The 10,820-nt window shown below is 51.0% G+C and carries 15 protein-coding genes; 9 read left to right on the forward strand and 6 right to left on the reverse strand.

The annotated features are described in order from the left end of the window. Positions 1-76 precede the first annotated feature (76 nt). The 3 genes from C3451_RS22135 to C3451_RS22145 are packed head-to-tail and all read left to right on the forward strand — an operon-like array spanning position 77 to position 1,146. Positions 77-445: a DUF1992 domain-containing protein gene (locus C3451_RS22135; RefSeq protein WP_022649586.1), complete on the forward strand. Its 369-nt coding sequence runs from the start codon at positions 77-79 to the stop codon at positions 443-445. 2 nt (positions 446-447) lie between these two features. Further along, the gene (gene zntR, locus C3451_RS22140; RefSeq protein WP_003863328.1) at positions 448-873 is read left to right on the forward strand and encodes a Zn(2+)-responsive transcriptional regulator; all 426 of its coding nucleotides are present in this window, start codon (positions 448-450) and stop codon (positions 871-873) included. 57 nt (positions 874-930) lie between these two features. After that, a complete protein-coding gene (locus tag C3451_RS22145) occupies positions 931-1,146 on the forward strand; it encodes an alternative ribosome-rescue factor A (protein ID WP_022649585.1) in 216 nt (71 codons plus the stop codon). Here C3451_RS22145 and mscL read toward each other — a convergent pair whose 3' ends face one another. From mscL to def, 5 genes are all read right to left on the reverse strand, one after another. Continuing rightward, positions 1,147-1,560, reverse strand: coding sequence for a large-conductance mechanosensitive channel protein MscL (gene mscL, locus C3451_RS22150; RefSeq protein ID WP_003863335.1), 414 nt, complete (start codon positions 1,558-1,560; stop codon positions 1,147-1,149). Between the two features lie 146 nt (positions 1,561-1,706). Next, positions 1,707-3,083: a Trk system potassium transporter TrkA gene (trkA, locus tag C3451_RS22155; protein ID WP_003863337.1), complete on the reverse strand. Its 1,377-nt coding sequence runs from the start codon at positions 3,081-3,083 to the stop codon at positions 1,707-1,709. Between the two features lie 22 nt (positions 3,084-3,105). Then, complete coding sequence (rsmB, locus tag C3451_RS22160; protein ID WP_045622658.1) at positions 3,106-4,392, reverse strand: 16S rRNA (cytosine(967)-C(5))-methyltransferase RsmB; 1,287 nt, start codon at positions 4,390-4,392, stop codon at positions 3,106-3,108. A 52-nt stretch (positions 4,393-4,444) separates the two neighbouring features. After that, positions 4,445-5,392, reverse strand: coding sequence for a methionyl-tRNA formyltransferase (gene fmt, locus C3451_RS22165; protein ID WP_045622652.1), 948 nt, complete (start codon positions 5,390-5,392; stop codon positions 4,445-4,447). 23 nt (positions 5,393-5,415) lie between these two features. Further along, positions 5,416-5,925, reverse strand: coding sequence for a peptide deformylase (gene def, locus C3451_RS22170; protein ID WP_006812188.1), 510 nt, complete (start codon positions 5,923-5,925; stop codon positions 5,416-5,418). 127 nt (positions 5,926-6,052) lie between these two features. Between def and dprA the strand changes: the two genes are divergently transcribed. The 6 genes from dprA to C3451_RS22200 are packed head-to-tail and all read left to right on the forward strand — an operon-like array spanning position 6,053 to position 9,836. Then, positions 6,053-7,177 carry a DNA-protecting protein DprA gene (gene dprA / locus C3451_RS22175; RefSeq protein WP_038416821.1) on the forward strand — a complete coding sequence of 375 codons (1,125 nt, stop codon included), beginning with the start codon at positions 6,053-6,055 and terminating at the stop codon, positions 7,175-7,177. Beyond that, the gene (gene smg, locus C3451_RS22180; RefSeq protein WP_045622651.1) at positions 7,149-7,622 is read left to right on the forward strand and encodes a DUF494 family protein Smg; all 474 of its coding nucleotides are present in this window, start codon (positions 7,149-7,151) and stop codon (positions 7,620-7,622) included. Before dprA ends, smg begins: the two co-directional genes overlap by 29 nt. Before the next feature lie 26 nt (positions 7,623-7,648). Then, positions 7,649-8,203 carry a topoisomerase DNA-binding C4 zinc finger domain-containing protein gene (locus C3451_RS22185; RefSeq protein WP_023298754.1) on the forward strand — a complete coding sequence of 185 codons (555 nt, stop codon included), beginning with the start codon at positions 7,649-7,651 and terminating at the stop codon, positions 8,201-8,203. Continuing rightward, positions 8,196-8,768: an L-threonylcarbamoyladenylate synthase type 1 TsaC gene (gene tsaC, locus C3451_RS22190; protein WP_022649580.1), complete on the forward strand. Its 573-nt coding sequence runs from the start codon at positions 8,196-8,198 to the stop codon at positions 8,766-8,768. The genes C3451_RS22185 and tsaC overlap by 8 nt, the downstream gene beginning before the upstream one ends. Positions 8,769-8,772: 4 nt before the next feature. Then, positions 8,773-9,591, forward strand: coding sequence for a shikimate dehydrogenase (gene aroE, locus C3451_RS22195; protein WP_032626754.1), 819 nt, complete (start codon positions 8,773-8,775; stop codon positions 9,589-9,591). Then, complete coding sequence (locus C3451_RS22200; RefSeq protein ID WP_022649578.1) at positions 9,588-9,836, forward strand: DUF1488 domain-containing protein; 249 nt, start codon at positions 9,588-9,590, stop codon at positions 9,834-9,836. Before aroE ends, C3451_RS22200 begins: the two co-directional genes overlap by 4 nt. Here the strand turns inward: C3451_RS22200 and C3451_RS22205 are convergent. Then, positions 9,812-10,366 carry a gamma carbonic anhydrase family protein gene (locus C3451_RS22205; protein WP_023298752.1) on the reverse strand — a complete coding sequence of 185 codons (555 nt, stop codon included), beginning with the start codon at positions 10,364-10,366 and terminating at the stop codon, positions 9,812-9,814. The genes C3451_RS22200 and C3451_RS22205 overlap by 25 nt on opposite strands. Positions 10,367-10,820 lie beyond the last annotated feature (454 nt).

Consider the following 10,820-nt stretch of genomic DNA (forward strand, 5'->3'; position numbering starts at 1 on the left):
GGGTTTTTTTATATCCGCAGAATCTCCACTTATCTACAATGTCTGTATCTTTTCTGCTCATCCCCTGGAGTTCATTATGTGGTTGCTCGATCAGTGGGCTGAACGCCATATTAGCGATGCCCAAAACAAAGGCGAGTTTGAAAATCTCCCCGGTAGCGGTGAGCCACTGGTGCTGGACGATGATTCACACATTCCCCCTGAATTACGAGCCGGTTATCGCTTACTGAAAAATGCAGGTTGTTTACCCCCTGAACTTCAGCAACGCAATGAAGCCGTCGAGCTTGCCGATCTGCTTAAAGGCATTCATAAGAATGACCCGCGGTACTCCGAAATCAGCCGTCGATTAGCGCTCATCGAAATAAAACTGCGCCAGACGGGAATGAATACTGACTTTTTGCATGGTGAGTACAGTGAAAGGTTAATGCAAAAAATAAACGAGGAGTAGCCATGTACCGCATAGGTGAACTTGCGAAGCTTGCTAACGTAACGCCGGATACTATCCGCTACTACGAAAAGCAGCAGATGATCGATCATGAGGTCAGAACAGAAGGTGGATTTCGCCTTTATACGGATAACGACCTGCAACGCCTTCGTTTTATCCGCTATGCCCGGCAACTCGGCTTCACGCTGGAGTCAATCCGTGAACTGCTGTCGATCCGTATCGATCCTGAACATCATACGTGTCAGGAATCTAAAAGCATCGTTCAGGCCCGGCTGGATGAAGTTGAAGGACGAATTCAGGAGCTGCAGGCCATGCAACGATCTCTACAAAGGCTGAATGACGCGTGCTGCGGTACTGCTCACAGCAGTGTTTATTGCTCAATACTGGAAGCCCTTGAACAGGGCGCCAGTAGTGAAACTCAGGGTTGTTGATTTTTTATCAGCCACGGACTAGACTCCCGCCGATATTAACTATGCTCAGGAGAAATGATGAGCCGCTATCAGCATACTAAGGGACAAATTAAGGATAACGCCATTGAGGCATTGCTTCACGACCCGCTTTTTAGACAGCGTGTTGAGAAGAACAAGAAGGGAAAAGGGAGTTATTTACGTAAAGGTAAACATGCACAACGTGGTAACTGGGAGGCCAGTGGCAAGCAAGCTAATCGCTTTTTTACCACTGGCCTTTCTGTTTCTCTCGCCTGATTAAACGCGGTTATTCTGCTCTTTTAACAGATCGCGAATTTCAGTCAGTAAGACTTCTTCTTTAGTTGGTGCTGGCGGGGCAGCAGCCGGTTCTTCTTTTTTACGGTTAAGTCTGTTGATAAGTTTGATCGCCATGAAAATGGCAAATGCCACGATCACGAAATCAAATACGTTCTGAATGAATACGCCGTAGTGCATTACAACCGCAGGGATATCGCCCTGAGCTTCCCGAAGGGTGAAGGCGAATTGTTTGAAATCAATGCCTCCAATCAACAGTCCTAACGGCGGCATAATAATGTCGGCGACTAATGATGAAACGATCTTACCGAACGCCGCACCAATAATGACACCCACAGCCAAATCCACCACATTCCCGCGCATCGCAAATTCGCGAAATTCTTTAATAAAACTCATTATGTTCTCCTTGTGCCAGCTGACGCCTATAAGTTTAACAAATGATTAGCTAATTGCCATTGGGGATAAATAATCGTTATGAAAAATAAAAGGCATGAAAATTAGAAGGTTAATATTTGGATGCCCTCGTCTGAGCACCCAAATCATTACAGGAAGAACGGGCTTGGCTGGAATAAACGCTCGACGTCGGTAATAAATTTTTTATCGGTCAGGAACATAATAACGTGGTCACCCTGCTCAATACGTAAATTATCATTGGCGATCATCACATCATTACCTCGCACTACTGCGCCGATAATGGTGCCTGGTGGAAGTTTAATTTCATCGATTGCGCGACCAACAACGCGTGACGTCGTTTCATCCCCGTGAGCGACGGCTTCAATGGCTTCAGCAACACCACGACGAAGAGATGACACGCCGACAATATCCGCTTTACGCACATGGCTTAGCAGGGCAGAGATGGTGGCTTGCTGGGGTGAAATAGCAATATCAATTACGCTACCCTGTACCAGATCGACATAAGCCTTACGCTGGATAAGCACCATAACTTTTTTCGCCCCCATACGTTTAGCGAGCATGGCGGACATAATATTCGCTTCGTCGTCGTTGGTGACGGCAATAAAAAGATCAACCTGATCGATATGCTCTTCGGCCAGCAATTCCTGATCCGAAGCATCGCCATAAAACACGATGGTATTCTGAAGTTTTTCAGCCAGCTCTGACGCGCGTTGTTGATCCCGTTCGATCAGCTTCACGCTGTAGTCTTTTTCCAGCCGTCTCGCCAGACCTGCGCCAATATTACCGCCGCCAACCAGCATAATACGTTTATACGGTTTTTCGAGACGCTGTAGTTCACTCATCACCGCACGGATATGCTGAGAAGCCGCAATAAAGAAGACTTCATCCCCGGCTTCTACAATGGTGGAACCTTGCGGACGAATAGGTCTGTCGTGACGGAAAATCGCCGCAACACGCGTATCGATATGTGGCATATGCTCGCGCATTGTCGACAGGGCATTACCAATCAGCGGGCCCCCGTAATAAGCCTTCACGACCGCCAGGCTTACTTTCCCTTCAGCAAAGTTCACAACCTGCAACGCGCCCGGGTACTCAATCAGACGATAAATACTGTCGATAACCAGCTGTTCAGGCGCAATAAGATGGTCGATGGGTACCGCTTCGGAATTAAACAGCTTCTCCGCATCCCGGACATAGTCCGGAGAACGAATGCGGGCGATGCGGTTTGGGGTGTTGAAAAGCGAGTAGGCCACCTGACATGCAACCATGTTGGTTTCATCAGAACTGGTTACTGCAACCAGCATGTCGGCATCGTCCGCGCCCGCTTCCCGAAGCACACGTGGATGAGAGCCGTGCCCCTGAACAACGCGGAGGTCGAACTTGTCCTGCAAAACGCGCAGGCGATCGCCATTGGTATCCACAATGGTGATATCGTTGTTTTCACCCACGAGATTTTCCGCCAGCGTTCCGCCAACTTGCCCTGCGCCCAGAATGATAATTTTCATCTTTCGTGACCTGTTCTCAACATCACTCTTTGATTAGCTTAGCGTAAAAGAAGCCATCACCCTCTTCTGCGCCCGGCAGGTTTTGCAGACCCGGGTGCTCAGGCGTTCCCGTATCGTGCAGCGTAGCGTCCGGGGTGCGTTTCAGGAAAGCCGCAATTTGCTGACTGTTCTCTTCCGTGAGAACAGAGCAGGTTGCATACACCAGGGTTCCGCCGGGTTTGAGATGCGGCCAGATGGCATCCAGAATTTCGGATTGCAACTGGGCAAGCTCCTTGATATCACGATCGCGACGCAGCCATTTGATATCGGGATGACGACGAATCACGCCGGTTGCTGAGCAGGGGGCGTCCAGCAAAATGCGATCGAACCGGGTATCACCACACCAGTCAGCGGGTTTGCGTCCATCGCCTTGCTTAACCTGTGCTTTCATACCCAGACGCTTAAGGTTGTCATAGACGCGTGAAAGGCGCTGCTCATCAACATCCACGGCCATCACGCTGGCCTGCGGCGCCACTTCCAGGATGTGCGTTGTTTTCCCCCCTGGCGCTGCACAGAGATCGAGGATCTGCTCCCCGTCTTTCGGCTCAAGCCAGGTCATGCAGCCCTGAGCAGATGCGTCCTGTACCGTTACCCAGCCCTCTTCAAAACCGGGTAATGCATGTACCGGTGCAGGGGAGGCTAAACGAACCGCATCAGGATAAGCAGCGTGTGTGAAGCCGCTCATTCCGGCCTCTTCCAGCAGGGCCAGCCATGCGTCGCGTGTATGATGGTTACGATTGACGCGTAACCACATCGGCGGACGTTGATTATTGGCATCCACAATGTCTTGCCATTGCTGTGGGTAGGCTTTTTTAAGGCGATTCAGCAGCCATTCAGGGTGAAGGAAGCGCGCTTCGCTTTGCGCAAATTCTGCCAACAGTTCGTCCTGCTGACGCTGGAACTGACGCAGCACGCCGTTGATCAATCCTTTTAGCTGAGGACGTTTAATCGCAACGGCACCCTCCACTGTCTCGGCCAGCGCAGCATGAGGTGGAATGCGGGTATGAAGAAGCTGGTAGAAACCGACCATGATCAAATAATGCACGGTACGCTGCTTGCCGCTCATCGGGCGTGACATCAGCTTGTTAATCAACCACTCAAGCTGAGAGAGGGTGCGCAGCACGCCAAAGCACAGCTCCTGAAGTAGGGCTTTGTCTTTATCGGAAACCTTTTGTTGCAGTGGAGGCAGGACATTACTCAGTGACTGGCCCTGCTCGATAACCTGCTCAACGGCCTGAGCCGCCATAGTGCGTAGATTTTGTCTTTTCATAACCGTAAAAATAAAAATGCCCGGAAACACCGGGCCTTAAGAATAAATTTGTTCAGGCAAGGCGATTGCCAGGGATGAACCATTCACGACGAGAATTTAATAGATCCTGCGCGCTCATTGCCTTTTTACCGGCCGGTTGCAGCGATTCAAGATTCAGTATCCCTTCTCCGGTCGCAACCTGGATACCGTTTTTGCTGGCGTCGATAATCGTACCGCGCTCTGCCGATGCATTGCCGTTAATAACTGAAGCTTTCCAGACTTTCACTGGCTGCTCATCAATCATCAACCAGCTCATCGGCCATGGGTTAAAGGCGCGGATGCAGCGTTCGAGTTGAGCTGCTGACAGGGACCAGTCGATCCGGGCTTCTTCTTTACTCAGTTTCTCAGCATAGGTCACCTGTGCCTCATCCTGCACTTCAGGTGTCGCTGTATTGTCAGCAAGCTGTTGCAGCGTCTCAATCAGCCCCTGCGGGCCGAGATCCGCCAGCTTGTCATACAGCGTGGCGCTGGTATCTTCTGCGGTGATGGGACACGCCAGTTTATACAGCATGTCGCCCGTGTCTAAACCTACGTCCATCTTCATGATTGTCACGCCAGTTTCAGCATCGCCTGCCCACAGAGCACGCTGAATAGGAGCTGCACCACGCCAGCGTGGGAGCAAAGAACCATGAACGTTCACACAGCCCAGGCGGGGCATATCGAGTACCGCTTTCGGCAGAATGAGGCCGTAAGCCACAACTACCATCACGTCCGCGTTCAGGTCTGCCACTAACTTCTGGTTTTCCTCAGGTCGTAATGACGCAGGCTGGAAAACCGGTACACCATGTGTTTCTGCCAGTACCTTAACCGGGCCAGGCATCAGTTTTTTACCGCGGCCAGCCGGACGGTCCGGCTGAGTAAATACGCCAACAATCTGATGGCCAGACGTTAACAGCGCGTCGAGATGACGCGCTGCAAAATCAGGGGTACCCGCGAAGATTATACGTAGTGATGTAGACACGTTATTCCTTGTATCCGGGGGCGTTAAGCGCGAGAACGCAAACGATCCAGTTTCTCAACTTTCTGACGAATACGCTGTTGCTTCAGAGGTGAGAGGTAATCGATAAACAGTTTACCGACCAGGTGATCCATCTCATGCTGAATGCAAATTGCCAGCAGATCGTCGGCTTCCAGCTCAAACGGATTGCCGTCACGATCCAGTGCGCGGATTTTAACTTTTTCGGCACGTGGCACCAAAGCGCGCTGTTCAGGGATAGACAGACAGCCTTCCTCAATACCTGTTTCGCCGCTTTTTTCCAGCAGCTCAGGGTTGATCAGCACCAGGCGCTCATCACGATTTTCAGAAACGTCGATCACAATAATACGTTTGTGAATGTCTACCTGGGTCGCGGCAAGGCCAATGCCTTCTTCAGCGTACATGGTATCGAACATATCATCGACGATACGCTGAATTTCTGCATTCACTTCTTTAACCGGTTCCGCGACGATGCGAAGGCGCTCGTCAGGAATATGTAACACTTGCAAAACTGCCATAAATTTCCAGAGTCGTGTTCAGGAGTTGATAAGAATATTACTTCTATTCTAGACAAATCCCCGGTCGATTGACAGCATCAGTGACCAATCGCAAAGATTGCTGAGGCTGCTTATGGCAGGGAAAAGGATGACGTCCACAGAGATATGGTTACGGCTTATAAACATCGGGTCGTTATACGGTGATGCGATGCTGGAGATTGCGCAGAGGCTGCTTCGCCAGGCAACCGTCGATGCTGAAGCTGTCAACGCGTCAGGGCTTTCGCCCAAACATGCCGTAAAGTTTTTTTCGTTCAGTGAGAGTGAGCTTGAACGTAGTCTGGAATGGCTGGAACACGCCGACAACCACCTTCTCACGGCGGATGATCCTCGCTTCCCGCCATTGTTGCGTTCTATCCCTGATTTTCCCGGGGCGCTATTTGTGCGAGGCCGCGTTGACGTGCTTAATAGCATGCAGCTTGCGGTTGTGGGCAGCCGTGCGCCCTCGTGGTATGGCGAGCGTTGGGGGAAAATGCTGAGCGAACAGCTGTCCCAATGTGGCTTTACGATCACCAGTGGTCTGGCTTGCGGCATCGACGGTGTAGCACATCATGCGGCGTTGTCTGCAAAAGGGCGAAGTGTCGCCGTGCTTGGCAATGGTCTTTTTAGTCTCTATCCGCGTCGTCATCACATTCTGGCTGAGCAACTTATCGCTTCAGAGGGGACAATAGTGTCTGAGTTTTCACTCTCAACACCGCCCAGACCGGGTAACTTTCCACGGCGTAACCGGATCATCAGTGGGTTAAGCCAGGGTGTGCTGGTGGTCGAAGCTGCGATTCGGAGTGGATCGCTGGTTACCGCAAGGTGCGCACTGGAGCAGGGGCGTGAAGTTTTTGCGCTGCCCGGCCCGTTGGGGAACCCCGGCTGCGAAGGCCCTCACTGGCTGATAAAACAGGGGGCGACGCTGGTGACCTGCAAAGAAGATATCCTTGAAAATTTGCAGTATGGACTGCATTGGTTGCAGGATGATCTCCAAAAGCGACATATTTCATCGGATCAGGAGGCAGTAGCATTGCCATTTCCCAAGCTCCTGGCTAACGTAGGAGATGAGGTAACACCTGTTGACGTTGTCGCTGAACGTGCCGGCCAACCTGTGCCAGTAACGGTAGCACAGCTACTCGAACTGGAGTTAGCAGGGTGGATCGCAGCTGTACCCGGCGGCTATGTCCGATTAAGGAGGGCATGCCATGTTCGACGTACTGATGTATTTGTTTGAGACTTACATCCACAACGAAGCAGAAATGCAGGTGGATCAGGACAAATTAACACGGGATCTGACCGACGCAGGTTTTGAGCGGGAAGATATATATAATGCGTTGATGTGGCTGGATAAGTTGGCTGATTATCAGGACGGCCTCGCCGAACCGATGCAGCTTGCTTCTGACCCATTGTCTGTGCGCATCTATACAGCTGAAGAGTGTGAAAGGCTGGATGCCAGCTGCCGGGGATTCATTTTATTCCTCGAGCAGATTCAGGTGCTAAACCTCGAAACGAGAGAGATGGTGATAGAGCGCGTCTTGGCGCTGGATACTGCTGAGTTTGAACTGGAAGATCTGAAATGGGTGATCCTGATGGTTCTGTTCAACATTCCAGGCTGTGAAAATGCCTATCAGCAAATGGAAGAATTACTCTTTGAAGTGAATGAAGGTATGCTGCATTAATTCTATGTGCAGCAACAAGAGTTGTTATGGCCAAATCAGCACTCTTCACGGTGCATAAAAACGAGCCCTGCCCACAGTGCGGGGCAGAACTTGTTATTCGGTCCGGGAAACACGGTCCGTTTCTCGGTTGTTCACACTATCCGGAATGTGATTATGTCCGTCCCCTGAAAAGCCAGGCGGATGGACATATCGTCAAAATTCTGGAGGGACAGCTTTGTCCTCTCTGTGGCGGTGAACTGGCGCTGCGGCAGGGGCGGTTCGGGATGTTTATCGGATGCAGCCGCTACCCGGAGTGTGAACATACGGAACAAATTGATAAGCCAGATGAAACGGCAATTGCCTGCCCTCAGTGCCAGCGTGGCCAATTGGTGCAGCGGCGCTCTCGTTATGGCAAGACCTTCCATTCGTGCGATCGCTATCCTGAATGCCAGTTCGTCATCAATTTCAAACCAGTAGCGGGCGTCTGCTCTCATTGCGATTATCCGTTACTTATAGAGAAGAAAACCGCGCAAGGCTTGAAACGCTTTTGCGCCAGTAAACAATGTGGAAAGCCGGTTTCGGCGGATCAAATCAGTGAATAATAACCTGCCATCAGGCTCCATCGCGCAGGCGGTGGAAATCCTGAAAAAAGAAGAAGTCATCGCCTATCCAACAGAAGCCGTTTTCGGGGTCGGGTGTGATCCTGACAGCGAAGTCGCCGTTAACCGTCTGCTGGCGCTAAAACAGCGGCCTGTCGAAAAAGGATTGATTTTGATCGCTGCGAACTACGAGCAGCTTAAGCCTTATATTGATGATTCCATGCTGACACCTGCACAGCGGGAAACCATTTTCTCTGCGTGGCCTGGTCCCGTGACGTTTGTTTTTCCTGCACAGCCGACAACGCCGCGCTGGTTAACCGGGCGTTTCGATTCACTCGCGGTACGCGTCACCGACCATCCGCTGGTGGTGGAGTTATGCCAGGCATTTGGTAAACCTCTGGTTTCAACCAGCGCCAACCTGACCGGGCTTCCCCCTTGTCGGACAACCGAAGAAGTTCTGGCGCAGTTCGGGAATGATTTCCCTGTTGCCGTGGGTGAAACCGGTGGTCGTCTTAACCCGTCAGAAATTCGCGATGCCTTGACCGGCGAACGTTTTCGCCAGGGATAATGTGATGGAAACCTATGCTGTTTTTGGTAACCCGATCGCGCACAGCAAGTCGCCTCTGATCCATCGGCTGTTTGCGGAGCAATTGCATATAGATCACCCATATGGTCGGGTTCTTGCGCCTGTTGATGCATTTATACCGACGCTGAATAGCTTTTTTGATGCGGGTGGTAAAGGTGCGAACGTCACGGTGCCTTTTAAAGAAGAGGCTTTCGGGCGCGCGGATGAACTGACCGAACGTGCGTCGCTCGCTGGCGCCGTCAATACTCTTAAGCGGCTTGAAGATGGTCGTCTTCTGGGCGATAACACCGATGGGATTGGTTTACTCAGCGATCTGGAGCGATTGTCGTTTATTAAACCAGGCTTTCGGATCCTGCTGATCGGCGCGGGTGGCGCCTCGCGCGGCGTATTGCTTCCTCTTCTTTCGCTGGATTGTGCGGTGACAATCACCAACCGTACTTTCTCCAGAGCAGAAGAGCTGGCGGCGTTGTTCGCACACACAGGCAGCGTAGCTGCGGTAGCACCTGACGATCTCGCGCGTCACGAATTTGATCTTGTGATTAATGCCACCTCAAGCGGTATTAATGGAGAGATCCCGGCGATTCCTGCATCCCTGATTCATTCCCACATCTACGCCTATGACATGTTTTATCAAAAAGGGAAAACGCCCTTTCTGACCTGGTGCGAACAACAGGGGGCAAAACACGTGGCTGATGGTCTGGGAATGCTGGTGGGGCAGGCGGCTCATGCGGTGCTACTCTGGCATGGCGTGTTACCCGCTGTAGAACCGGTGATTGAAAAGCTCAAACAGGAAATGACGGCGTGAATCAGGCGATTCATTTTCCCGACAGAGAAATCTGGGATGAAAACAAGCAAGCGGTTTGTTTCCCGGTGCTGGTGCATGGAATGCAGCTCACCTGTGCGATTAAAGGGGAAACGTTGCTTCAGCGCTTTGGGGGGGCAGATCCGTTAGCGGTCTTTTGCGAAAATCGCTGGGACCTGGAAGAGGATGCCAGCGATTTGATCCGCGATCAGCAGGAAGACGATCAGGGTTGGATCTGGTTATCCTGATCCAGATAGTCATTTTTCCATTTAACGTAATTGTTCGCTGAGTATTTCAATCCTTCGATCTCCGTCTCTTTTAGGGGGCGGATCTGTTTAACCGGGCTGCCTAAATAGAGATACCCACTTTCAAGACGCTTGTTTTGCGGAACAAGACTCCCTGCGCCAATCATTACGTCATCTTCTACAATGACGCCATCCAGCAAAATCGATCCCATCCCAACGAGAACCCTGTTACCGATCGTGCAGCCGTGGAGCATCACTTTATGGCCGACGGTAACATCTTCCCCAATAATGAGCGGGTTGCCCTCAGGGTTATAAGATGACTTATGAGTCACATGCAACACGCTGCCGTCCTGAATATTGGTGCGTGCACCGATTGCAACGTAGTTAACATCGCCCCGGATCGCGACAAGTGGCCAGATGCTGACATCATCGGCCATGCGAACATCACCAATGACCACGCTGCTGGCATCGATCATCACGCGATCGCCTTTTTGGGGGAACAAATCTTTATAAGGACGTAATACTGCAAACATATCTACCTCGATACAGATGAGCGTTATTAAAGAAGACTTTGATCGTATTCCTGGAGCGAGGCAAGGCAAAATGCGTCAATTTTTAAGCGGATCGGGTGGGTTTTCAGCGAAAAGCACGGAAAATCATCAGTTGGAAAAAAAGATCTAAAAAATACTTGTGCTAAAAACTGGGATCCCTATAATGCGCCTCCATCGACACGGCAGATGTGAATCACTTCACAGACTACCCGGTCGGTTGAAGAGAAAAATCCTGAAATAACGGGTTGACTCTGAAAGAGGAAAGCGTAATATACGCCACCTCGCGACAGAGCGCTGAAGCGCGTCGCAACTGCTCTTTAACAATTTATCAGACAATCTGTGTGGGCACTCAAAGTGACATGGATTCTTAATGTCCTCGGACACTAAATGAATACCAAGTCTCAACGAGTGAACACGTAATTCATTACGAAGTTTA

Origin of the sequence: Enterobacter sp. 301B (assembly GCF_003850715.1) — a bacterium.
Lineage (GTDB): Bacteria > Pseudomonadota > Gammaproteobacteria > Enterobacterales > Enterobacteriaceae > Enterobacter > Enterobacter intestinihominis.

What these genes read in the sequence shown, in the direction of transcription:
- trkA (WP_003863337.1), bottom strand. Translation starts at nt 3,083, where the DNA reads ATGAAAATTATCATTCTGGGCGCAGGGCAAGTTGGCGGAACGCTGGCG.
- mscL (WP_003863335.1), bottom strand. Translation starts at nt 1,560, where the DNA reads ATGAGTTTTATTAAAGAATTTCGCGAATTTGCGATGCGCGGGAATGTG.
- rsmB (WP_045622658.1), bottom strand. Translation starts at nt 4,392, where the DNA reads ATGAAAAGACAAAATCTACGCACTATGGCGGCTCAGGCCGTTGAGCAG.
- C3451_RS22185 (WP_023298754.1), top strand. Translation starts at nt 7,649, where the DNA reads ATGGCCAAATCAGCACTCTTCACGGTGCATAAAAACGAGCCCTGCCCA.
- smg (WP_045622651.1), top strand. Translation starts at nt 7,149, where the DNA reads ATGTTCGACGTACTGATGTATTTGTTTGAGACTTACATCCACAACGAA.
- def (WP_006812188.1), bottom strand. Translation starts at nt 5,925, where the DNA reads ATGGCAGTTTTGCAAGTGTTACATATTCCTGACGAGCGCCTTCGCATC.
- C3451_RS22205 (WP_023298752.1), bottom strand. Translation starts at nt 10,366, where the DNA reads ATGTTTGCAGTATTACGTCCTTATAAAGATTTGTTCCCCCAAAAAGGC.
- dprA (WP_038416821.1), top strand. Translation starts at nt 6,053, where the DNA reads ATGACGTCCACAGAGATATGGTTACGGCTTATAAACATCGGGTCGTTA.
- zntR (WP_003863328.1), top strand. Translation starts at nt 448, where the DNA reads ATGTACCGCATAGGTGAACTTGCGAAGCTTGCTAACGTAACGCCGGAT.
- aroE (WP_032626754.1), top strand. Translation starts at nt 8,773, where the DNA reads ATGGAAACCTATGCTGTTTTTGGTAACCCGATCGCGCACAGCAAGTCG.
- C3451_RS22135 (WP_022649586.1), top strand. Translation starts at nt 77, where the DNA reads ATGTGGTTGCTCGATCAGTGGGCTGAACGCCATATTAGCGATGCCCAA.
- C3451_RS22145 (WP_022649585.1), top strand. Translation starts at nt 931, where the DNA reads ATGAGCCGCTATCAGCATACTAAGGGACAAATTAAGGATAACGCCATT.